This window comes from Pseudomonas putida (assembly GCF_050989985.1).
GTDB classification, from domain to species: Bacteria; Pseudomonadota; Gammaproteobacteria; order Pseudomonadales; family Pseudomonadaceae; genus Aquipseudomonas; species Aquipseudomonas putida_AI.
The window spans coordinates 5,399,516-5,422,076 of record NZ_CP158815.1 but is presented as its reverse complement, the minus strand read 5'-3'; the positions used below and the strand labels follow the sequence as shown (position 1 = coordinate 5,422,076).

Annotated in this window: 22 protein-coding genes; 12 read left to right on the top strand and 10 right to left on the bottom strand. The window is 61.8% G+C overall.

Features of this window, described 5'->3' with window-relative positions; all coding sequences use genetic code 11:
- The first annotated feature begins 2 nt into the window (after window positions 1-2).
- The 3 genes from ABTV29_RS24820 to ABTV29_RS24810 all read left to right on the top strand — a co-directional run bounded on the left by ABTV29_RS24820 (window position 3) and on the right by ABTV29_RS24810 (window position 1,897).
- Complete coding sequence (locus tag ABTV29_RS24820; protein WP_433767244.1) at window positions 3-719, top strand: OmpA family protein; 717 nt, start codon at window positions 3-5, stop codon at window positions 717-719.
- A gap of 148 nt (window positions 720-867) precedes the next feature.
- The gene (locus ABTV29_RS24815; protein ID WP_433767243.1) at window positions 868-1,146 is read left to right on the top strand and encodes a DUF1145 domain-containing protein; all 279 of its coding nucleotides are present in this window, start codon (window positions 868-870) and stop codon (window positions 1,144-1,146) included.
- Window positions 1,139-1,897 (top strand): collagen-like protein, encoded by a 759-nt coding sequence (locus ABTV29_RS24810; RefSeq protein WP_433767242.1) that lies wholly within the window; start codon window positions 1,139-1,141, stop codon window positions 1,895-1,897. Before ABTV29_RS24815 ends, ABTV29_RS24810 begins: the two co-directional genes overlap by 8 nt.
- 105 nt (window positions 1,898-2,002) lie before the next feature.
- On the opposite strand, the gene ABTV29_RS24805 is transcribed toward ABTV29_RS24810, so the two are convergent.
- Entirely contained in the window at window positions 2,003-2,467 is a 465-nt protein-coding gene (locus ABTV29_RS24805; RefSeq protein ID WP_433767241.1) for a CopD family protein, read from the bottom strand.
- Between the two features lie 99 nt (window positions 2,468-2,566).
- On the opposite strand from ABTV29_RS24805, the gene dinG reads away from it, so the two are divergent.
- From dinG to pdxH, 5 genes are all read left to right on the top strand, one after another.
- Window positions 2,567-4,711 (top strand): ATP-dependent DNA helicase DinG, encoded by a 2,145-nt coding sequence (gene dinG, locus ABTV29_RS24800; RefSeq protein WP_433767240.1) that lies wholly within the window; start codon window positions 2,567-2,569, stop codon window positions 4,709-4,711.
- Window positions 4,712-4,806: 95 nt separating this feature from the next.
- Window positions 4,807-7,302, top strand: coding sequence for a beta-agarase (locus tag ABTV29_RS24795; RefSeq protein ID WP_433767239.1), 2,496 nt, complete (start codon window positions 4,807-4,809; stop codon window positions 7,300-7,302).
- A 208-nt stretch (window positions 7,303-7,510) separates the two neighbouring features.
- The gene (locus ABTV29_RS24790; RefSeq protein WP_433772003.1) at window positions 7,511-8,656 is read left to right on the top strand and encodes a serine hydrolase domain-containing protein; all 1,146 of its coding nucleotides are present in this window, start codon (window positions 7,511-7,513) and stop codon (window positions 8,654-8,656) included.
- Between the two features lie 112 nt (window positions 8,657-8,768).
- Window positions 8,769-9,764 (top strand): OmpA family protein, encoded by a 996-nt coding sequence (locus tag ABTV29_RS24785; protein WP_433767238.1) that lies wholly within the window; start codon window positions 8,769-8,771, stop codon window positions 9,762-9,764.
- Between the two features lie 24 nt (window positions 9,765-9,788).
- The gene (gene pdxH, locus ABTV29_RS24780; RefSeq protein WP_433767237.1) at window positions 9,789-10,436 is read left to right on the top strand and encodes a pyridoxamine 5'-phosphate oxidase; all 648 of its coding nucleotides are present in this window, start codon (window positions 9,789-9,791) and stop codon (window positions 10,434-10,436) included.
- Between the two features lie 5 nt (window positions 10,437-10,441).
- Here pdxH and ABTV29_RS24775 read toward each other — a convergent pair whose 3' ends face one another.
- Window positions 10,442-10,678 carry a hypothetical protein gene (locus ABTV29_RS24775; RefSeq protein ID WP_433767236.1) on the bottom strand — a complete coding sequence of 79 codons (237 nt, stop codon included), beginning with the start codon at window positions 10,676-10,678 and terminating at the stop codon, window positions 10,442-10,444.
- A 165-nt stretch (window positions 10,679-10,843) separates the two neighbouring features.
- On the opposite strand from ABTV29_RS24775, the gene ABTV29_RS24770 reads away from it, so the two are divergent.
- Window positions 10,844-11,308 (top strand): glycine zipper 2TM domain-containing protein, encoded by a 465-nt coding sequence (locus ABTV29_RS24770; protein WP_433767235.1) that lies wholly within the window; start codon window positions 10,844-10,846, stop codon window positions 11,306-11,308.
- Between the two features lie 76 nt (window positions 11,309-11,384).
- On the opposite strand, the gene nhaA is transcribed toward ABTV29_RS24770, so the two are convergent.
- Window positions 11,385-12,572: a Na+/H+ antiporter NhaA gene (gene nhaA / locus ABTV29_RS24765; RefSeq protein ID WP_433767234.1), complete on the bottom strand. Its 1,188-nt coding sequence runs from the start codon at window positions 12,570-12,572 to the stop codon at window positions 11,385-11,387.
- A 240-nt stretch (window positions 12,573-12,812) separates the two neighbouring features.
- Here nhaA and ABTV29_RS24760 point away from each other — a divergent pair, with 240 nt between their 5' ends.
- The gene (locus tag ABTV29_RS24760; RefSeq protein WP_433767233.1) at window positions 12,813-13,907 is read left to right on the top strand and encodes a PLP-dependent cysteine synthase family protein; all 1,095 of its coding nucleotides are present in this window, start codon (window positions 12,813-12,815) and stop codon (window positions 13,905-13,907) included.
- Between the two features lie 144 nt (window positions 13,908-14,051).
- Here ABTV29_RS24760 and ABTV29_RS24755 read toward each other — a convergent pair whose 3' ends face one another.
- Entirely contained in the window at window positions 14,052-15,665 is a 1,614-nt protein-coding gene (locus ABTV29_RS24755; protein WP_433767232.1) for an NAD(P)/FAD-dependent oxidoreductase, read from the bottom strand.
- 95 nt (window positions 15,666-15,760) lie between these two features.
- The gene (locus ABTV29_RS24750; RefSeq protein WP_433767231.1) at window positions 15,761-16,426 is read right to left on the bottom strand and encodes a COG3650 family protein; all 666 of its coding nucleotides are present in this window, start codon (window positions 16,424-16,426) and stop codon (window positions 15,761-15,763) included.
- 176 nt (window positions 16,427-16,602) lie between these two features.
- On the opposite strand from ABTV29_RS24750, the gene ABTV29_RS24745 reads away from it, so the two are divergent.
- Complete coding sequence (locus ABTV29_RS24745; protein ID WP_433767230.1) at window positions 16,603-16,971, top strand: SecDF P1 head subdomain-containing protein; 369 nt, start codon at window positions 16,603-16,605, stop codon at window positions 16,969-16,971.
- A 35-nt stretch (window positions 16,972-17,006) separates the two neighbouring features.
- Here ABTV29_RS24745 and ABTV29_RS24740 read toward each other — a convergent pair whose 3' ends face one another.
- Window positions 17,007-17,603 carry a short chain dehydrogenase gene (locus ABTV29_RS24740; RefSeq protein WP_433767229.1) on the bottom strand — a complete coding sequence of 199 codons (597 nt, stop codon included), beginning with the start codon at window positions 17,601-17,603 and terminating at the stop codon, window positions 17,007-17,009.
- Between the two features lie 105 nt (window positions 17,604-17,708).
- Here ABTV29_RS24740 and ABTV29_RS24735 point away from each other — a divergent pair, with 105 nt between their 5' ends.
- Complete coding sequence (locus ABTV29_RS24735; protein WP_433767228.1) at window positions 17,709-18,617, top strand: LysR family transcriptional regulator; 909 nt, start codon at window positions 17,709-17,711, stop codon at window positions 18,615-18,617.
- Between the two features lie 196 nt (window positions 18,618-18,813).
- On the opposite strand, the gene ABTV29_RS24730 is transcribed toward ABTV29_RS24735, so the two are convergent.
- From ABTV29_RS24730 to livH, 4 genes are read right to left on the bottom strand one after another with little or no spacing between them, the layout of a single operon-like run.
- Entirely contained in the window at window positions 18,814-19,515 is a 702-nt protein-coding gene (locus ABTV29_RS24730) for an ABC transporter ATP-binding protein (RefSeq protein ID WP_015093834.1), read from the bottom strand.
- Complete coding sequence (livG, locus tag ABTV29_RS24725; RefSeq protein WP_433767227.1) at window positions 19,516-20,283, bottom strand: high-affinity branched-chain amino acid ABC transporter ATP-binding protein LivG; 768 nt, start codon at window positions 20,281-20,283, stop codon at window positions 19,516-19,518.
- Window positions 20,280-21,536, bottom strand: coding sequence for a high-affinity branched-chain amino acid ABC transporter permease LivM (locus ABTV29_RS24720; RefSeq protein ID WP_433767226.1), 1,257 nt, complete (start codon window positions 21,534-21,536; stop codon window positions 20,280-20,282). The genes livG and ABTV29_RS24720 overlap by 4 nt, the downstream gene beginning before the upstream one ends.
- A complete protein-coding gene (livH, locus tag ABTV29_RS24715) occupies window positions 21,533-22,456 on the bottom strand; it encodes a high-affinity branched-chain amino acid ABC transporter permease LivH (RefSeq protein WP_175390687.1) in 924 nt (307 codons plus the stop codon). The genes ABTV29_RS24720 and livH overlap by 4 nt, the downstream gene beginning before the upstream one ends.
- Between the last annotated feature and the right edge of the window lie 105 nt (window positions 22,457-22,561).

Genomic DNA, 22,561 nt, shown 5'->3' with positions numbered 1-22,561 from the left:
AAATGAGCAATCTCACACGGACCGTCTTGCCGGTTCTGCTGCTGAGCAGCCTGTTGACCGGTTGCGCTACTCACAGCGATGGCACTGCCCCCCTCAATCAACGTACCTGGCCGATCTGCAGCGTCATTGGCGGACTGGTCGGCGGAGGCCTGGGCGCTATCGAAAGTGGCGGTTGGGCGGCCGGTGGAGCGGCGCTCGGTATTTTGACCGGTGGTTTGATCTGCTATGCCCAGGACGGCGACGAAGACGGCGATGGCGTTTTTGATCGACGGGATCGCTGCCCCGACACCCCGGCCAACACCCCTGTGGAACATCACGGTTGTCCGCTGCCGCAATACCCGGCCAGCGTGAAACCCGAACCCGTGCAGTCCGAAGTCATCACCCTGAGCGATGCCGGCGATGTGCTGTTTGCCTTCAACCAGTCTGACCTGACCCCTACCGCGCAAAGCCAGCTCGATTCGATCATGGGCAAGCTGGAGGACGACAGCGTGGTCAGTATCAAGGTGGTCGGGCATACCGATAGCGTCGGCTCGGATGTCTACAACCAGGGCTTGTCGGAGCGACGGGCCAGCAGCGTGGCGCAGTACCTGCTGACCCAGGGCGTGGCGCCGGCCAAGCTCACCAGCGAAGGCAAGGGTGAAAGCCAGCCGGTGGCGGATAACGCTACTGATGAAGGTCGCGCGAAAAACCGTCGCGTGGAGTTGCACATCAATCGTTGAGCACCGAGATAGAGCCGTCGGGCGCGGATTCGCAGCGTCTCGACGGCCATTCGGCGGTCTTCATCAAATTTTTTCGCTTGCCCTCTGGCTTATCCCGCGCGGAAGCCGTTACTGTGCGGCAAAATAATAATTCTCACCGGGGGCGTGTATGAAAGTGCTATGGGGAGTGGGGAAGCTGCTGACCCTGCTGTTCTGGCTGGTGGTGCTGGTCAATCTGCTCATGCCGTTCGTTTATCCGCTGCACCTGCTGGTCAACCTGGCCGGCGCCCTGCTGGCGGGCCTGCATCTTCTCGAGGCGCTGTTGTGTTTTCGCAGCCTCAGAGGGCGCGAGCATCCCTGGCGTGATCGTCTGAAGATTGTCCTGTTCGGCGTTTTTCACCTGCAAACCATTCCTGCCCCTACCGCATCTAAGGCTTCCCATGCGTAAACTCTGTCTGCTCGCTGCATTCATCAGCCCATTGGCCTGCGCCCAGGTGGTGAGTGTCGAAACCAACTCGCTGATGCGCCTGCCCAACACCGCCAGCACCCTGCAGCTGGAACGCCTGGAAGTGGCCGACTACGGCACCTTGCTGATTCCTTCGAACGTGACCGAACTCACCGTGGGTGAACTGCATCTGGGGCGTGAAGCACGGATCGCCATCGTGCCCGGCGAACAGGCGCTTGAGTTGAAGGTCAGCCGCGCCAACCTGTCCGAAGGCAGCCAGATCACTGCTCGCGGTGCGCCCGGTACTTACCAGAAGGCAGCCCGCTCCGGACGTAACCTGAATCTGCAGATCAAAGCCCTGAACGCACCACAATTGCAGGTGGATGCGCGCGGTGGCGCGGGCGCGCCGGGGTTTTTCGGCCTGGATGGGGCTAACGGCCAGGCGCCCGGTTGTGCTTGGGGCCAGGCCGGTCGCGGTGCCGATGGCAGCAACGGCAGTGACGGTCAACCGGGTGCTCCGGGAGCGTTGGTCAAGCTGGCCGTGCCGCGCGACTACCCGGCGGAGCAGATCAAGGTTCAAGTGGCCGGCGGTGCCGGTGGCCTGGCCGGACCTGGCGGCAAGCCAGGCGCTGGCGGTAAGGCCAAGGGGTGCATCATCTACACAACCGATGGCGGAAAAGGCGGCAAGCCGGGAGCAGACGGGCAACCGGGGCCGGCGGGAGCTGCGGGCTCGGTGACGGTGCAGCGGTTGTAAGCAATATCTGAAAAGTGTGCCGCCTGGTCGAATGTCTTCGCGGGCAAGCCTTGCTCCCACAGAATTTCACCGTCCTTGTGGGAGCAAGGCTTGCCCGCGATGCTTTTAGAACGTCGGTCGGGCCGCCGCGATCGCTACCACAGCCAGCCCCACCAGCAGATTGATCCCCACCACCTTGCGAATCCGCCCCAGTACCGACGCCCCGGTCGGCCAGTCCTGCGCCTGCACGGCATTGCGCAACTCCGGCAGCATCAACGCCTGGATCCGGATGAACAGCGCAGTCATCACCAGATAAAGGCCCATCATCACTTGCACGTAGCGCGGCGCATGCTCAAAGCCGGTGAAGTGCAGATTCAGCATGCCCACGCCACTGACCGGCAGCAGAATGACCGCACCCCATACCCAGCGGAAGAAACCTTGAAATACTTCTACCCACAGCTTCAGCCGGGCGGGACCTTCCAGTGCCTTGATCGCCGCGGGGCGCAGGACTATCCAGGCGAAAAACATGCCGCCCACCCACACCAGTGCGGCGAGGACATGCAGGCTATAAACGAGGCTAAAAGCGGTCATTGGGTTACTCCGTTCTGCGCGGGATTAATTAGCGGGGTATGATAGCGGCCGATCCGAACCACTGAAAATTTATCCAGCGTTTTTTGCGCCCGACAATCCATGATCAGCACTGAACTCAAAACCACGATCCAGGGCGCCTATTCGCGTTTTCTCGAAGCCAAGAGCCTCAAGCCACGCTACGGCCAGCGCCTGATGATTGCCGAAGTCGCCAAGGTCCTCGGTGACATCGACACCGACGACGAAGGCCGGCGCAGTGGCGAACCTGCGATTGTCGCGGTGGAGGCCGGCACCGGTACCGGCAAGACCGTGGCCTACAGTCTGGCGTCGATCCCTGCCGCCAAGGCCGCCGGCAAGCGCCTGGTGATCGCCACCGCTACCGTGGCCCTGCAAGAGCAGATCGTCTACAAGGATCTGCCGGACCTGATGCGCAACAGCGGATTGAATTTCAGCTTCGCCCTGGCCAAGGGACGGGGGCGTTACATGTGCCTGTCCAAGCTCGACATGTTGCTCCAGGAAGGCCACGCACAGACCGCCACCGCGCAGCTGTTCGAGGAGGAGGGCTTCAAGATCGAGGTGGATGAAGCCAGCCAGAAACTGTTCACCAGCATGATCGAAAAACTCGCCGGCAATAAATGGGACGGCGACCGGGACAGCTGGCCCAATGCCCTGGAGGACGCCGACTGGGCGCGCCTGACCACCGATCACAGCCAGTGCACCAACCGCCATTGCCCGAACTTCGGCCAGTGCGCCTTTTACAAGGCCCGCGAAGGCATGGGCAAGGTCGATGTGATCGTGACCAACCACGACATGGTGCTGGCTGACCTGGCCCTGGGCGGCGGCGCGGTACTGCCGGACCCGCGCGACACCATCTATGTGTTCGACGAAGGCCATCACCTGCCCGACAAGGCCATCGGCCATTTCGCTCATTACACGCGCCTGCGTTCCACCGCCGACTGGCTGGAAACCACTGCCAAGAACCTCACCAAGCTGCTGGCCCAACACCCGCTGCCCGGGGATCTGGGCAAGCTGATCGAGCAAGTGCCGGAGCTGGCGCGGGAGATCAAGACCCAGCAGCAATTCATGTTCAGCGCCTGTGAGCAGGTCGCCGATTTCAAGCCCGGCGAAGACGTCGAAGGCCGCGAACGGCCGCGTCACCGTTTCGTCGGCGGAGTGATTCCCGAGCACATGCGTGAGATGGGCATCGAGCTTAAGAAAGGCTTTGCCCGCCTGACCGACCTGTTCACCCGCCTCACTGATCTGCTCAAGGAAGGCATGGACGGCGAGGTCAATATCGGCATTGCCAGCAACCAGGCCGAAGAGTGGTACCCGCTGTTCGGCAGCCTGTTGTCCCGCGCCTCGGGCAACTGGGAGTTGTGGACTGCGTTCACCGTCGAGGACCCGGAAGACAACCCGCCGATGGCGCGTTGGCTGACCCTGGCCGAAAGCGGTTCGCTGTTCGATATCGAGGTCAACGCCAGCCCGATCCTCGCGGCGGAAATGCTCCGGCGCAATCTGTGGAACGTTGCATACGGCTGTCTGGTGACCTCGGCGACCTTGACCGCCCTCGGTACCTTCGACCGTTTCCGCATGCGCGCCGGGCTGCCGAAAAAGGCAGTCACCGCCGTGGTGCCCAGTCCGTTTCATCACGCCGACGCCGGTGTGCTGCGGGTGCCGAACCTCAACGCCGATCCCCGTGATGCGGCGGCGCACACGGCGGCGATCATCCGCGACCTGCCGGAGCTGGTCGAAGGGTCCCGGGGCACGCTGGTGCTGTTTTCCTCGCGCAAACAGATGCAGGACGTGTTCGACGGCCTGGACCGCGACTGGCGCAAACAAGTGTTCATTCAAGGCAACCTGTCGAAGCAGGAAACCCTGAACAAGCACAAGGCGCGGGTCGATGGCGGGGATTCGAGCGTGTTGTTCGGCCTGGCGAGTTTCGCCGAAGGGGTCGACCTGCCCGGCGCCTATTGCGAGCACGTGGTCATCGCCAAGATTCCGTTCTCGGTGCCCGACGATCCGGTCGAGGCGGCGCTGGCCGAATGGATCGAGGCCCGGGGCGGCAACCCGTTCATGGAAATCTCCGTGCCGGACGCCTCGCTGAAACTGGTCCAGGCCTGCGGTCGTCTGCTGCGTACCGAAGAAGACCGCGGCACCATCACCTTGCTTGACCGGCGTCTGGTCACCCAGCGCTATGGCAAGGCGATCCTCAATGCGTTGCCTCCCTTCCGCCGAGAAATTTCCTGATACGCCGGTGGGCAAATCTGCCCGCCGCGTTGTCTATCTCTCTGTCATCGCTATTCCACTGGCCTGTCGAGGTCGTTAGGGAGAATTCCGTTCTCATGATTCGCCGTTCGTTACCCGCCGTTTTTGCCCTGGTCTTCGCGGCCCCATTGCTGGCAGCGCCTGGCGCTCAGCAGACGCTGTTCAACTTCGTTCGCCCTGCCGATGTGGTACGGGTGGCCACCGAAAACGCCGACCTGCCACAAGCCAACGCCGAGCAAACCCCCGAAGGCGAGGTGCTGCGCCGGGTGACTTTCAATCCGGTAGCCCGCCCGACCTTGCGCCTGAGCCCGCAAACCGGTGCCTGGGACTGGTCGCAGTCGGCAATGATGAGCCTGCGTATCCAGAGCGCCATGAACTGGGCGGTCACCCTCTATGTGCAAATCCAGAGCAACGACGGCAAGACACTGATCAGCCGCGTCGACCTGCCGGCAGGGCCTGCGCAGACATTGCTGGTGCCGCTGGTGGCGACTTCGCCGCTGAGCCAGGGCATGAAAGCCGGCCCGCCGATGCCGGTTACGGTCGATGGCCAGCGGGTATTGCTGGCCAGCAGCAGCGGTGAACTCGATCGCAACCAGGTAGTGTCGGTCAGTCTGTCGATGGACCAGCCGAAGGCCGCCCAAAGCATTCTGCTCGAGCGCTTCGGTGTGGAGGGCGGCGAGGCGGCCACCCAAGCGACCTACGGCAATCTGGTGGACGCCTACGGCCAGTCGACCCGGGCCAAATGGCCGGAAAAAGTCAGCAGCGATGAACAGCTCAAAGGCGCGGCCGCCAAGGAACAGCAGCAACTCAAAAACTGGCTGGCCGAACGCAGCAAGGCACCGCTGGACAAGTTTGGTGGCTGGACCCAAGGGCCAGCGTTCAAGGGCAGCGGTTTTTTCCGCACTGAAAAACGCGACGGTCGCTGGTATCTGGTCACGCCGTTGGGGTATCCGTTCTACTCGTTGGGCGTCAATACCGTTGCGGCGGACGTCAACCAGACCTACGTCGCCGGACGTGAATGGATGTTCGAATCCCTGCCCAAGGCAGGCGAGCCACTGGCCAGCCACTTTGGCGAGGGGGACAACCGTGGCGGCAATGGCGTCGATCAGGGGCGCGGCTTCAATGCCGGGCGCTGGTACGACTTCTATGGCGCCAATCTTCAACGCCTGTACGGCGATCCCTGTGCGTCGGGTAATAACAAGGCCGGGGTGGCCGAAGCCGCCAAGGCCGACGCAGTAGAAGCAACCGTGGAAAAAGCCGCAGAGCAACCGTTGGTGCCTGCGACAGCTGAAGCAGGTGTTGCCGAAGCCGCCAAGGCCGATGCGGAACAAGCGACTGCGGTGAAGGCGGCCGAGCCGGCGCCTGTCGCGCCGTGCAAGGCCGTTGTCGATGAAAAACGCTGGGCGAGCCAAACCCTCGATCGGCTGCAAGCCTGGGGGTTCAACACGGTCGGCAATTGGAGCGCGCCAGTCCTGGGCGAAGCAGAGCGCGTCCCGTACACCTTGCCGCTGTCGATCGTCGGCGATTACACCAGCATCAGCACCGGCAACGACTGGTGGGGCGGCATGCCCGACCCGTTCGACCCGCGTTTTGCCATGGCGACCGAACGCGCCGTGGCCATTGCCACTCGTGACCATCGTGACGATCCATGGCTGATCGGCTATTACGCCGATAACGAACTGGCCTGGGCCGGTCCCGGTGACGATCCGAAAGCCCGCTACGCCCTGGCCTACGGCACCCTGAAAATGACCACCGATGTGCCGGCCAAGCGCGCGTTCCTCAAGCAACTTCGCGACAAATATCGCAACCAGGAAGGCCTGTCCAAAGCCTGGGGCATTGATCTGCCAGCCTGGGAACTGATGGAAGACCCGGGCTTCGTGCCGCCACTGCCAAACCCCGAACATCCGGAAATCGAAGCCGACTTCAAATACTTCCAGAAGGTTTTCGCCGACACCTATTTCAAGACCATTTCCGATTCGCTCAAGTGGCACGCGCCGAACCAATTGTTGCTCGGTGGCCGGTTTGCCGTCAGTACGCCGGAAGCTGTCGAATCCTGCGCCCGGTTCTGCGACGTGCTGAGCTTCAACCTGTACACCCTGCAACCGCAGGACGGCTATGACTTCGCCCAACTGCGCAGCCTCGACAAGCCGGTGCTGATCACCGAATTCAATTTCGGCTCGGCCGATCGCGGCCCGTTCTGGGGCGGCGTGACGCAAGTGGCGAAGGAAGAGGACCGTGGCCCGGCTTACGCAAACTTCCTGAAACAGGCGCTAAGCGAACCGTCGATTGTCGGCGTGCACTGGTTCCAATACCTCGATCAGCCTGTCACCGGGCGCCTGCTGGATGGCGAAAACGGTCACTTCGGTCTGGTGGGCATCACCGATCTGCCGTTCCAGGGCTTTGTCGACAGCGTGCGCAAGAGCAACCTGGCGGCCGTCGATCAGCTGGCCAAGGAAGCGAAGGCCAGTGCCGGGGCCGAAAAAGCCAGCCACGACGCCGAAGGCGGGCGCCAGGCCGAGGCCGGCAAGGGGCCGGGGAAGGGCGCTGGTGGGCATTCCGGCAAGGGCCATTAAAAGCGCAGGACGCAATCCCCAAAGGTAGGAGCTGCCGAAGGCTGCGATCTTTTGATCTTGATCTTGAAAATCAAAAGATCGCAGCCTCGTTTCACTCGACAGCTCCTACATGAAGAACCTGACCGCCCGGCCCGCACCTGTTTCCAAAACCTTCAAGGGCTGGAACAATGCGGGCCACTTTGTAGAGCGTTTTTCCGGGGAGTCACGGGTGCAGATTCAGGGTCATTACGAGCTTAAGTTCGAGGCAGTGCGTGAGGCGTTCGCGGCGCTGTTCGACGATCCTCAGGAACGTGGTGCAGCGTTGTGCATCAAGGTTGGTGGCGAAACCGTACTGGACCTGTGGTCCGGCACCTCCGACAAGGATGGCAGCGAAGCCTGGCACAGCGACACCATCGCCAACCTGTTCTCTTGCACCAAGACCTTCACCGCCGTTACCGCGCTGCAACTGGTGGCCGAAGGCAAGCTGCAACTGGATGCCCCGGTTGCGCGCTACTGGCCCGAGTTCGCTGCCGCCGGCAAAGAATCCGTCACCCTGCGCCAGCTGCTCTGCCATCAGGCCGGCCTGCCCGCATTGCGCGAGTTGCTGGCCCCTGAAGCGCTGTACAACTGGCAAACCATGGTCGACGCCCTGGCGGCCGAGGCTCCTTGGTGGACGCCGGGTGAGGGCCATGGTTATGCCGCAATCACCTATGGCTGGCTGATCGGCGAACTGCTGCGGCGAGCCGACGGGCGCGGGCCGGGTGAGTCGATCGTGGCGCGAGTGGCCAAGCCTTTGGGGCTGGATTTCCATGTCGGCCTGGCCGATGAAGAATTCCATCGCGTGGCGCATATCGCCCGTGGCAAGGGCAACGCTGGCGATGCCGCGGCCCAGCGCCTGCTGCAAGTGACGATGCGCGAACCGACCGCCATGACCACCCGCGCCTTCACTAACCCACCCTCGGTGCTGACCAGCACCAACAAGCCGGAATGGCGGCGCATGCAGCAACCGGCGGCCAATGGCCACGGTAACGCTCGCAGCCTGGCCGGGTTCTACGCCGGCCTGCTCGATGGCAGCCTGCTGGAAGGCGAAATGCTGGACGAGCTGACCCGCGAGCACAGTGTCGGCGAGGACAAGACCCTGCTGACCCGCACCCGTTTCGGCCTGGGCTGCATGCTCGATCAGCCGGATGTGCCCAACGCCACATACGGTCTTGGTCCGCGCGCTTTCGGGCACCCTGGCGCCGGCGGCTCCATCGGTTTTGCTGACCCGGAGCACGATGTGGCCTTCGGGTTTGTGACAAATACACTGGGGCCGTACGTCTTGATGGATCCGCGCGCGCAAAAGCTTGTGCGGGTACTGGCCACTTGTCTGTAAATCCTGTCCGTAGGTCCGGAATTCGGAACCCGAAAGCCTTTTAAGTTTCCAATCTGCGTTTATACGGGCCGTAGCGAGCCTGATTTTTTTACTTCATTTTTGTGGATATCCAATGTCAACCAAACCAACCCTCGTCTTGGCACTGTGCATCGCTGTTACTGGTTGCGCGCAGAATCCTAAAAATGATGCGGATGGCGGCAGCTGGTGGCCGTTCAGTTCCTCCGACAAAGTTGCGACAAAAGAGCCGGCTCCAGCCCCTGCACCGGTGAAGCCTGCTGCGGCGCCTGTGGCCAAGGCTGATGCCGACTCGGGCAGCAAGTGGTGGTGGCCGTTCGGTGGCAAAGACAAGAGCACCGCCAAAGCCGTACCGATGCCGGATCCGAAAGTGACCCAGGCCTGGCTCGACGACTACGAGCCGCGCCTGCGTACAGCGATCAAGGACAGCAACCTGCAACTCGAACGCCGCGAAAACGTGCTGGTGGTGATTGCGCCGGTCGAGGGCTCCTTCAACCCGGACCGTCCGGCCATGCTGCTGCCGGTGACCCTTGGGCCGTTCACGCGTGTGGCCAAAATCCTCGAAGCCGACCCTAAGACTGCCGTGCTGGTGCTTGGCCATAGCGATACTTCCGGCGCTGCACCGGCCAACGTGAAACTGAGCCAGGAGCGTGCACAAGCTGTCGCGGCGATCTTCCGTCTCAGCGGTCTGCAACGTGATCGCCTGAGTTTGCGCGGCCTGGGCGGTGATGCTCCGCGTGCCGCCAACGACAGCGCCGAAGGCCGTGCCCTGAACCGTCGCGTGGAACTGCTGGTGACGCCGCAGGAGACCATGGTCGCGCTGCTGAGCAAATACAACATGCCAGCCCCGGCGCCAGTGCGCGTGGCCGCAACCCCGGACGTCAAGCCTGCAGCCAAGCCGGTGACGCCTGCGCCTGCCGATGCGAAGAAAGCCGCTGCAGCCACTGCGAAAAAGGCTCCGGCGAAGAAAGCCGCCAAGGCGCCAGCCAAGAAAGCACCGGCCAAGACCGCGACCCCGGCGAAAAAGACTGCACCGGCCAAGGCCGCCGCCGACACGAAAAAAGCCGTCGCCACCGATACCACAAAGCAGTGATTCGCTAACCAAAAGGAATGCGCCATGACCAAGGCCCTGGCAGATATGCGCCGCGATTACACCCGTGATGGCCTGACCGAGGCGCAAGCCCCGGCCGAGCCATTCGCGCTGTTCCACCAATGGTTCGCCGACGCGGTGAAAACCGAGCAGGCACCGGTGGAAGCAAACGCCATGACCTTGGCCACTGTCGATCAGGACGGTCGGCCGCATTGCCGCATCCTGCTGCTCAAGGGGCTGGATGCGCAGGGTTTCACGTTCTTCACCAACTACGACAGTGCCAAGGGCCAGCACCTGGCCTTGAACCCGTTCGCCGCCATGACTTTTTTCTGGCCGACCCTGGAGCGCCAGGTGCGCATCGAAGGGCGGGTGGTGAAGGTCACGCCTGAGGAGTCTGATGCCTACTATCAGGTTCGTCCGCTGGGCAGTCGTCTGGGGGCCTGGGCCTCACCGCAAAGCCGGGTGATTGCCGATCGCGCCGAGCTGGAAGCGCTACTCAAGGACACCGAACAACGCTTCAGCGACAGCCAGCCGCACTGCCCTGAACACTGGGGCGGGTATCGACTGCTGCCGGAGCGCATCGAGTTCTGGCAGGGACGTGCGAGCCGCCTGCACGATCGCCTGAACTATCGTCAGCAGGGCGCCGACTGGATTCTTGAACGTCTGGCACCCTAAGCAGTCTACCGATCGGGATAACCTGCCGCGGCGGCCTCCAGCCACTGCGGCAGGTCTCGACGCTTGATTTTTTGCGCTTGAGCGTTCGCCAGTTGCTGGAGCATGAACGCTTTTTTGCGTTCGTCGCCGCCGGCCAGCGCCAATGCCAGATCACGATCCATCCAGCGTCTGATCCGCACGTACAGCCACCAATGGAAGTACAGCCCGGCGACGGTCGTGACGAAAATGATAAAGTAATCCATGAAAATCCTCGGCCAACGGCGCAGATTGCCGACTTTACCGCTAACGTGTGGGAGTCCGGAGAGCGCCTGTACTGGAACTGAATAAAACCATTTTTATCCGGGCGATGCCGTGACAGGCGTCAAGCCGCGGGGTTTAATGATTACCTGTCCTTTGGAGTTGATGCTATGCGTAAGTCTGTTCTGCTGGTTGCTTCCTTTTCCACGATGGCGATGTTGCTCACTGGCTGCCAATCGAGCCTGACCGGTGACTCCTACTCCCGTGACGAAGCGCGTCGCGTGCAGACCGTTCGCATGGGCACCATCGAAGCCTTGCGTCCGGTGAAAATCGAAGGCACCAAGACCCCGATCGGCAGCGTCGCCGGTGCCGCAGTCGGTGGCGTTGGCGGCAGCGCCATCGGTGGCGGTAAAGGCAGCATCGTCGCTGCAGTCATCGGCGCAGTCGCCGGTGGCCTGGTAGGTTCGGCAGCCGAAGAAGGCCTGACCCGTACCCAGGGCGTCGAAATCACCGTGCGCGAAGACGACGGCAGCATGCGCGCCTACGTGCAACAGGTTCAGGAAAACGAAGTATTCCGCGTTGGCGAGCGTGTACGCATCGCCACGGTCGACGGCACCAGCCGCGTCTCGCACTAAGCGGGAAAACGGATAAAGAAAACCCCGATCAGGTGACTGGTCGGGGTTTTTGGTTTTTCAGGGCATGCCGCCCGGTCTATGCGGCTTGCAGCACGCTCTTGCGGCTCGCCATCGACGTCACTGTATAACCGATCAATGCCGCCAGTATCGAACCGGTCAGGATCCCCATCCGGTCCATACCGGCGTATTCGCTGGCGCCCGGTACGAAGGCCAGGGAGCCGACGAACAGGCTCATGGTGAAGCCGATGCCGCAGAGGATCGCCACGCCCAGCACCTGACCCCAGTTCGCGCCTTGGGGCAGGGCGGCGATGCCGGTTTTCACCGCAAGCCAGGTCAGGCCGAACACACCGAGGGTCTTGCCCAGCAGCAGGCCGATCGCGATGCCCATTGGCACGTGGTGAGTGAAGCTTTCAGCGGTAACGCCACTCAGAGACAGGCCGGCATTGGCAAAGGCGAACAGCGGCAGGATGCCGTAGGCCACCCACGGATGCAGCGCGTGTTCCAGGGTCAGCAGCGGCGACGACTCGGCGTTGCGGGTACGCAGGGGAATGCAGAAAGCCAGCGTCACGCCGGCCAGTGTGGCGTGCACGCCGCTCTTGAGTACGCAGACCCACAGGATCAGGCCGACGATCATGTACGGACCGAGCTTGACCACCCCCAGCCGGTTCATGCCGATCAGTGCCGCGATGCAGGCCGCGGCCAGCGCCAGGGACAGGGTGGACAGGGCGCCGGAATAGAAGATCGCAATGATGATGATCGCGCCCAGGTCGTCGATGATCGCCAGGGTCATCAGGAACAGTTTCAACGACACCGGAACCCGTTTGCCCAGCAGCGCCAGTACGCCGAGGGCGAAGGCAATGTCGGTGGCGGTGGGGATGGCCCAGCCGGCCAGGGCCGCCGGGTTGTCACGGTTGAGGAACCAGTAGATCAAGGCCGGCACCACCATGCCGCCGATGGCGGCGGCGCCAGGCAGGACGATTTGCGAAGGCTTGGACAGTTGTCCATCGAGGACTTCCCGCTTCACTTCCAGGCCAATCAACAGGAAAAACAGCGCCATCAGGCCGTCGTTGATCCACAGCAGCAGCGGCTTGGCGATTTTCAACGCGCCGACCTGCGCCACGACCGGCGTGTCCAGCAGGCCGTTGTACAGCCAGGACAGCGAGGAGTTGTTGATGATTAGAGCCAGAACGGCAGCGGCGATCAGTAGCAGACCGCTGGCAGCTTCCAACTGAAAGAAACGCGTGAAAGTGCTACGCAGAGGCAAGGTTCGCTCTCCATCGATAAGGTCAAAAGGTGGCACACCCTAACCCGTAGTCTTAGTTGTTAAAACAAAAGTTATATTCTTTTTTGTTATATGCCGTTACAGAACGTCCCGCTGGCACCGACCTGAGCCTAGCAGTTGGCGGGCGTATTGAGCCCCAGCTGTACCTGTGCGCGATGTAGGTTTTTTCCTAAGCTTGACGTTTGAGTCAGACTCCCGCCCGATCCAACGAGAACAATCACCATGAGCGACAACCGACAGTGGGCCCGCGAAGCCATCCGGATCATCGAGGCCGACTTCCAGCGTAGCGCCGACACCCACCTGATCCCCTTGCCGCTGCCGGGTTTTCCGGGCATCGAGTTGTACTTCAAGGATGAATCGAGCCACCCCACCGGCAGCCTCAAGCATCGTCTGGCGCGTTCATTGTTCCTTTATGCGCTGTGTAACGGCTGGCTCAAGCCCGGCGCACCGGTGATCGAAGCCTCCAGCGGTTCGACGGCGATTTCCGAGGCGTACTTTGCCCGGTTGCTCGGTGTGCCGTTCATTGCTGTAGTGCCTGCCAGCACCTCCAAGGAGAAAATCGCGCAGATCGCCTTCTACGGTGGCCAGACTCACTTGGTGAACGATCCCACGCAGATCTACGCCGAATCCGAGCGCCTGGCGCGGGAACACGATGGGCATTTCATCGACCAGTTCACCTACGCCGAGCGCGCCACCGACTGGCGGGCGAACAACAACATCGCCGAATCGATCTTCCAGCAGATGCGTTTTGAAAAGCATCCGGAGCCGAGCTGGCTGATCTCCAGCCCCGGCACCGGCGGCACCACGGCCACCCTGGGACGCTATGTACGCTATCGGCAGCATTGCACCCGTGTGTTGTGCGCCGATGCCGAACGTTCGGTGTTTTTCGATTACTACCAGACCGGCGATGCCAGTCTGCGCCTGGATCATGGCTCGCGTATCGAAGGTATTGGCCGGCCACGGGTGGAAGCCTCGTTCCTGCCCAAGGTGATCGACGCGATGGTCAAGGTGCCGGACGCGTTGTCGCTGGCCGCCATGCATTACCTGGCCGAACGACTGGGACGGCATGTCGGAGGATCGAGCGGTACCAACCTGATCGGCGCCCTGATGGCCGCGCAGCAGATGGCGACAGCGGGGGAGACGGGGTCGATCGTGGCAATCCTGTGCGACAGCGGTGAGCGTTACGCCACGACTTACTACGATCAGAAATGGCTCAAGGCCGAGGGGTATGAGTTGAGCGGGTTGATGGCGGCCGTTGCCGCAACGGTCGAGCGCGGTGAGCCGCTGCCGGCGAGTGTGTTGCGGGCCAATATCTGAGTTTTCTCAAACACTGAAAAACCAATGTGGGAGCGAGCCTGCTCGCGATGGCGTCAGATCAATCAACATTGTCGTTGAATGGTGAACCGCTATCGCGAGCAGGCTCGCTCCCACAGGTTGTTGTGTTGTTTCAGGCGTTGCGTGTCAGGCTTCCAGGCCCAGGATGTCCCGCGCCACAGCCTCGGCAATCCGAATCCCGTCCACGCCCGCCGACAGAATCCCTCCCGCGTAACCCGCGCCTTCGCCTGCAGGGAACAGGCCCTTCACGTTCAGGCTCTGCATCGACTCATTGCGGGTGATCCGCAGTGGCGACGAGGTGCGGGTTTCGATCCCGGTCAGTACGGCGTCGTGCAGCGAGTAACCGCGGATCTGCTTCTCGAAGGCTGGCAAGGCTTCGCGAATGGCTTCGATGGCAAAGGCCGGCAAGGCCAGCGCCAGATCGCCCAGGGCAACACCGGGCTTGTAGGACGGTTCAACGCTGCCCAGTTCGGTGGACGGCTTGCCAGCGATAAAGTCGCCGACCAGTTGCGCCGGCGCTTCGTAGTTGCTGCCACCCAGGATAAAGGCGTGGGACTCCAGGCGTTCCTGCAACTCGATACCGGCCAGCGGACCGCCCGGGTAGTCGACTTCCGGGCTGATCCCGACGACGATCCCGGAGTTGGCGTTGCGCTCGTTACGCGAGTATTGGCTCATGCCGTTGGTCACCACGCGATTCGGCTCGGACGTGGCCGCCACCACCGTGCCGCCCGGGCACATGCAGAAGCTGTAGACCGAACGGCCATTGCTGGCGTGATGCACCAGTTTGTAGTCGGCGGCGCCAAGTTTCGGGTGGCCGGCATATTTGCCCAGGCGCGCCCGGTCGATCAGCGACTGCGGATGCTCGATACGGAAGCCCACCGAGAACGGCTTGGCCTCCATGTACACGCCGCGACCGTGCAGCATGCGGAAGGTGTCCCGGGCACTGTGGCCGAGGGCCAGAATCACGTGCCGGGAGTGAATCTGCTCGCCGCCATCGAGTTCGACGCCAACCAGCTGTCCGTCTTCGATCAGCACATCGGTAACCCGCTGCTGGAAGCGTACTTCGCCGCCCAGTGCGCGGATTTCTTCACGCATGTTTTCCACGACACCGGTCAGGCGGAACGTACCGATGTGCGGTTTGCTGACGTAGAGGATTTCTTCCGGCGCACCGGCCTTGACGAACTCGTGCAGGACCTTGCGACCGACGAACTTCGGGTCCTTGATCTGGCTGTAGAGCTTGCCGTCGGAGAACGTCCCCGCACCGCCTTCGCCGAACTGCACGTTGGACTCGGGGTTGAGCACGCTCTTGCGCCACAGGCCCCAGGTGTCTTTGGTGCGCTGGCGCACATCGGGACCGCGCTCGAGGATGATTGGCTTGAAGCCCATTTGCGCCAGCAACAGCCCGGCGAAGATCCCGCATGGGCCGAAGCCGACCACGACCGGGCGTGCGCTCAGGTCGGCCGGCGCCTGGCCGACCATTTTGTAGCTGACATCCGGCGCCACATTGACGTTACGGTCATCGGCGAACTTGCGCAGCACCGAGGCCTCATCGCGCACGTTGAGGTCGATGGTGTAGATGAAGCACAGTTCGGAAGACTTCTTGCGCGCATCGTAGCTGCGCTTGAACAAGGTGAAGTCGAGCAAGTCATCGCTGGCGATGCCCAGGCGCTGCACGATGGCAGGGCGCAGGTCTTCATCGGGATGGTCGATCGGCAGCTTGAGTTCGGTGATTCGTAACATGACGGGATCCGGTTCGCGGGGCGCACAACTGCGCCAGGGCGTTTGAAGCCGGCGATTATAAGCCGCAAAGGCCGGGTCCCGTGAGGCCTAAACGATCAGTCGTCGCGCGAACCGCCGAAATACCCGCATCCGCGTTGCACCTGGCCGTTGATCCGCAACTCGGCGCTCATGTGCTGGACGCTGCCGTTGCTGCTGTCGACACAGCGTTGCGGGGCGACCCACAGTTCGATGTGCTGATTGTTGGCTTCGGTGCTGAGGTTGAAGCGGCCATCGCCCAGTTGCTCTTCGACATAGGGCACCGCCAGGGGAGGCTGGCCGGCGCGGTCGATGACCATGCCTTTGCCGCTGACACTCACTTTCCACTCAGGGGTGTGGCCGGCAGCACGCAGGATCAGCTTTTTGAAATCGGGATCTTCACAGACATTGCCCGAGCGCTCGACGCGGTACAGCTGTTCGAGGTCCAGTTGCCCGTCGCCGGAACCGGAAACGATACGCCCGCGCACATCGGCAAACAGTTTGCCCTGGGCATTGGCCAGGCTCGCGGCCTGTTGCAGGACGCTGGTGCCACCCGTGTCGTTGACCGCATAACGCTGTGGTTGGCCGCATGGCTGGAACAGCAGCTTGCCGTCGGCCGCGCTCAACTGGCCTTGCATGCGGGTCTGGCCCACATGGGCGGCGCTTTCTCGGGATCCGTCGAATAACTGGCAGGCGGCGAACAGGGGGAGCAGGGCAACAACGACTAGGGAACGGGCAACACGCATCTTGGGGTCTCCTGACAAGTGCCGCCACGTTACTCAGACTGACCGTTCATCACAACCGGTGAGTGGGACTCGCCTCGGATTTGAAGGCGGGTAAGTAACATTCGGCTTTACTTTAGGAGCCGGGTCGAAAGGGATTTGGCCGTAACCTTGTCGGCCTTTTCGTTACAGGAGGTGTTATGAAGGGCTCAGGCAAGCTGTTTTTTGGGGCATTGGGAATGGTGGCAGCGATGCAATGCCTGGCGGCAGACATCACTTTCACGTCCAGGTCGGACTTTACCGTCATGAACCTGGAGCTTAGGCGAGTCGATGAACATAGTCCGCAATCCATCGAGCTCAACGTCACACTGAGCCCCGATGCACAGCGCCGGTTAGCACAAGTGACGCGTCAGGAAATGCATCAACGCGTGCGGCTATTCATCAATGGAGTGCTGGTGTCCACCACGACGGTTCAGTCGGAGATCAGAGGCCCCAGTCTGCGTATCTCCGTACCCCGCGAGATAGCTGGCGACCTGGTGCCAACGCTGTTGGAGCCGCCGGCATCCTGAGGCGACGCTGAGTCAGCGTCGCACCCAGGCTCTGTTCAGATGTGAAAGGTCTGGCCTGTCTGCAAGCCTTCGACACTCTTGGCGTAGGCCAATGCCACATCGGCCGCCGGAACCGGTTTGAAACCGCGGAAGTACGGTGCGTATTTGCCCATGGCTTCCACCAGCACGTTCGGGCTGATCGAGTTCACCCGCAGGCCGCGCGGCAGTTCGATGGCGGCGGCACGGACAAAGCTGTCCAGCGCACCATTGACCAGTGCCGCCGAAGCGCCGCTGCGAATCGGGTCGTGGCTCAACACACCGGTGGTGAGGGTGAACGATGCGCCATCGTTGGCAAATTCGCGGCCGATCAACACCAGATTGACCTGGCCCATCAGTTTGTCTTTCAGGCCCAGGGCAAAACTCTCTTCGGTCATTTCAGCCAATGGGGCGAAGGTGACGTTGCCGGCGGCGCAGATCAGCGCGTCGAACTTGCCGGTTTGCTCGAACAGTTTGCGAATCGAAGCGCTGTCGCTGATATCCACCTGGAAATCACCGCTGGTACGGCCGATGCGCACGATTTCGTGGCGTGGGGACAGTTCCTTGTCGATAGCCGAACCAATGGTGCCGCCTGCGCCGATCAAAAGAATTTTCATGCTGTCTTGCCTCCAGTGCGTTGAATGTGGGTTCAGTTTAGAGTGGATTTTTCCACTGATAAGCGTGCTAATAGGCAACGTTTGGTTTTCTATTGGAAACAATCCATGAGCGAGATGGATGATCTGGCAGCGTTCGCGGTGTTGGTCGAGGCGGGCAGTTTTACCCTCGCTGCGCAGCAACTCGGGTGCAGCAAGGGGCAACTGTCCAAGCGCATCAGCCAGCTGGAAACGCAGTTTTCCGTGGTGCTGCTGCAGCGCACCACCCGGCGTTTGAGCCTGACAGCGGCCGGCGCGGCGTTGTTGCCGCAGGCGCAGGCTCTGGTGGTGCAGGTCGAGCGGGCGCGCCAGGCTTTGGCCCGGTTGAAGGACGACATGGCAGGTCCTGTCCGCATGACGGTTCCGGTGTCGTTGGGGGAAACCTTCTTCGACGGCTTGCTGTTGGAGTTCTCCGCCAAATACCCCCAGGTGCAAATCGAGCTGGAGCTCAATAACAATTACCGCGATCTGTCCCGCGATGGCTTCGATCTGGCGATCCGCGCCGACGTGGCCAGTGACCAGCGACTGGTGGCGCGCCCGTTGCTGGCCTGGCACGAAATGACCTGCGCCAGCCCGGCCTATCTGGAGCAATACGGTGAGCCGCAGACACCCCAGGCGCTGGCCGAGCACCGATGCCTGCTCAACAGCCACTACAGCGGTCGCGAGGAATGGCTCTATCACCAGCAACACGAATTGTTGCGGGTGCGTGTCTCCGGGCCGTTTGCCAGCAACCATTACAGCCTGCTGAAAAAGGCTGCGCTGGCGGGCGCCGGTATCGCTCGGTTGCCGTCCTACCTGCTGCCGGCGGAATTGGCTGATGGGCGTTTGCGCTGGTTGCTGCGCGACTATCAGACCCGAAGCATGCCGATGTACCTGGTGCATCCGTATCAGGGCGGATTGCCGAAACGCACGCAGGTGCTGGCGGATTATTTGATGGGGTGGTTCAAGCGCAGTGGGGAGGCGTTGGACAGGTTGTAGCCGTCATGTTCGACCTGTAGGAGCGAGCCTGCTCGCGATGGACGTCAACGATGACGTGGGCTGTCTGGATGAACGCAGCGCCCTCCAGTTCTTCGCGAGCAGGCTCGCTCCTACAGGGGACCCTGATTGTTGGAGGGGTTGTGGCAGACATAAAAAAACGGCCCGCGAAGGCCGTTTTTTTGTTTACCGCAAAGGCTTAGCCGCCGAGGTACGCTTCGCGCACTTTCGGGTCGGTCAGCAGGGCTTCACCGGTGCCTTGCATCACCACCCGGCCGTTTTCCAGCACGTAGGCACGGTCGGCGATTTTCAGCGCCTGGTTGGCGTTCTGCTCGACCAGGAACACCGTCACACCGTCCTTGCGCAGCTGTTCGATGATGTCGAAGATCTGCTGGATGATGATCGGTGCCAGGCCCAGCGACGGCTCGTCGAGCAGCAGCAGCTTGGGCTTGCTCATCAGCGCACGGCCGATGGCGAGCATTTGCTGTTCGCCGCCGGACATGGTGCCGCCGCGCTGGTTGAAGCGTTCTTTCAGGCGTGGGAAAAGTCCGAGGACCTTGTCCATCTGTTCCTGATAGTCGCCCTTGGCGGTGAAAAAGCCGCCCATGGAGAGGTTTTCTTCCACGGTCAGGCGGGAAAACACCCGACGACCTTCCGGAACGACCGCGATGCTCTTGCGCATGATCTGCGAAGAATCCTGGCCGACCAGTTCCTCACCCATGTAGCGGATGCTGCCGCTATGGGCCCGTGGCGAACCGCACAGGGTCATCAGCAGCGTGGACTTACCGGCACCGTTGGCGCCGATCAGGGTTACGATTTCGCCCTGGCGGACCTCGACGTTGACGCTGTGCAGGGCCTGGATCTTGCCATAGAAGGTGGAAACGTTTTCGAACTGCAGCATTTACGCTTCCCCCAGGTAGGCTTTGATCACTTCAGGATTGTCGCGGATCTGTTCCGGCGTACCGTCGGCCAGAGGTGTGCCCTGGTTGATCACGACGATGTGGTCGGAAATGCTCATGACCAGTTTCATGTCGTGTTCGATCAGCAGCACGGTGACGTTGTGCTCTTCACGCAACACGCTGATCAGCGCCTTCAGATCTTCGGTTTCCCTGGGGTTCAGACCGGCAGCCGGTTCGTCGAGCATGAGGATCCGCGGGCGGGTCATCATGCAGCGGGCGATTTCCAGGCGACGTTGCTGACCGTAGGCCAGGGTGCCGGCCGGGCGGTTGGCGAATTCGCGCAGGTTGACCTTGTCCAGCCAGTACTCGGCATATTCCATGGCCTCGCGCTCGCTCTTGCGGAACGACGGGGTCTTGAACAGGCCGGACAGGAAGTTGGTGTTCAGGTGGCGATGCTGGGCGATCAAGAGGTTCTCGACCGCGGTCATGTCCTTGAACAACCGCACGTTCTGGAAGGTACGCACCACGCCCTTGAGGGCGATCTTGTGGCCCGGCAGGCCTTCGATCGGCTCGCCGTCCAGCTTGATGCTGCCGCCGCTCGGCTTGTAGAAGCCGGTCAGGCAGTTGAACACGGTGGTCTTGCCGGCGCCGTTGGGGCCGATCAGTGCAACCACTTGTTTTTCTTTCACGCTCAAGGCAACGCCGTTGACCGCCAGCAGGCCGCCGAAGCGCATGCTCAGATTTTCTACTTTCAGGATCTCGCGACTCATTTGCGCAGCTCCATGTGAGGACGTTGCATGGGCAGCAGACCCTGAGGGCGCCAGATCATCATCAGTACCATCAAGGCACCGAACATCAACATGCGGTACTCACTGAATTCGCGCATCATTTCCGGCAGCAGGATCATGACCACGGCCGCCAGGATCACACCCAGTTGCGAGCCCATGCCGCCCAGCACGACGATGGCGAGGATGATCGCCGACTCGATGAAGGTGAAGGACTCCGGCGTGATCAGGCCTTGACGGGCAGCGAAGAAGCTACCGGCGAAACCGGCGAAGCTGGCGCCCAGGGTAAAGGCCGACAATTTGATCACGGTCGGGTTGAGACCCAGTGCGCGGCAGGCGATTTCGTCTTCACGCAGCGCTTCCCACGCACGGCCCAGGGGCATGCGCAGCAGACGGTTGATGACGAACAGTGCAGCCAGTGCCAGGAGCAACGCAACCAGGTAAAGGAAGATCACCTTGTTGATCGAGTTGTATTCCAGGCCGAAATACTCGTGGAAGGTCTGCATCCCTTCGGCGGCCTTGCGTTCGAAGGTCAGGCCGAAGAACGTCGGCTTCTCGATGTTGCTGATGCCGTTCGGACCGCCAGTGAGGCCGGTCAGGTTGCGCAGGAACAGACGAATGATTTCACCGAAGCCCAGGGTCACGATCGCCAGGTAGTCGCCGCGCAGACGCAGTACCGGGAAGCCGAGCAGGAAGCCGAAAGTCGCCGACATCAGGCCGGCGATTGGCAGGCAGATCCAGAAGCTCAGACCGTAGTAGTGCGACAGCAGCGCGTAGCTGTAGGCGCCGACGGCGTAGAAGCCGACGTAACCGAGGTCAAGCAGGCCGGCCAGGCCGACCACGATGTTCAGGCCCAGGCCGAGCATCACGTAAATCAGCACCAGTGTTGCGATGTCCACCGCGCCACGGGAGCCGAAGAACGGCCAGATCAGTGCGCCGGCGATCAGCGCAATGATGATCCAGCGCTGGGTGCCCGGCAGGGTCAGGAAGTTGCTGGCCTTGGCCGGAACCAGCGGCATGCGCGGCGTGGAACGCCAGACCGAGCTGATCTGCTGGTCGAACAATACCCGCAGGAACATCAGCACCGAGCAGACGGCGATGGTGATCAGGGTGGCGGTGCTGGTGCCGTGCACTTCGAGGTTGATGCCGACGATGGTCAGCTTCAGACCCAATACCGGGTAGGCCACGGCCCACACCAGCAAGGCGCTGAAAAACGCCTGTTTAATATTCCTAGTCATACTTTCTCAACCTCCGGACGACCCAGCAGGCCGGTTGGCCGGAACAACAACACCAAAACCAAGAGGCCGAAGGCCACGACGTCCTTGTACTGGTCGCCGAAGATGTCGGCGCCGAAGGCTTCTGCCACGCCCAGTACCAGCCCGCCGAGCATGGCGCCCGGAATGCTGCCGATACCGCCCAGTACCGCTGCGGTGAAGGCCTTGAGGCCGACCAGGAAACCGGCGTTCGGGTTGATCACGCCGTATTGCATGCTCAGCAGCACGGCCGCGATGGCCGCCAGTGCGGCACCGATGACGAAGGTCAGGGCGATGATGTTGTTGGTGTTGATACCCAGCAGGTTGGCCATCTTGATGTCTTCGGCACAGGCGCGGCAGGCGCGGCCCAGGCGAGAGCGGGAGATGAACAGGGTCAGGCCGAGCATGGCGACCAGGGTCACCACGAACACCACGATTTGCATGTAGGAAATCAGCACTTCATGTGCGCCACCTGGCCCGAAGGCAAAGTTGCCCGGAATCAGGTTGGGAATGGATTTGTCCTTGGAGTCTTGCGCCAGCAGAACCGTGTTCTGCAGGAAGATCGACATGCCGATGGCGGAAATCAGCGGGATCAGACGGTTGCTGCCGCGCAGGGGGCGGTAGGCGATCCGTTCGATGCTGTAGCCGTAGGCACTGGTGACGACGATGGTCGCCAGGAAAGCGGCGGTCATCAACAGCGGAACACTGTCGAGTCCCAGCATGGCCAGCCCGGCAATGGCGATGAACGCCACGTAGGAGCCGATCATGTACACCTCGCCGTGGGCGAAGTTGATCATTCCAATGATGCCGTAAACCATCGTATAGCCGATGGCGATCAGGGCATACGTGCTGCCAATGGTCATGCCATTAACCAGCTGTTGGAAGAAGTGATAGATGTCAGGCATTACAGCGCTCCTAAAAACCTGATACGCATTTCACTGGTGGAGTCATTTTCCCGCCCGAGCCCCGTGGATCTGCATCCACTTCGAATTCGGGGTTTGCCAGCGAAC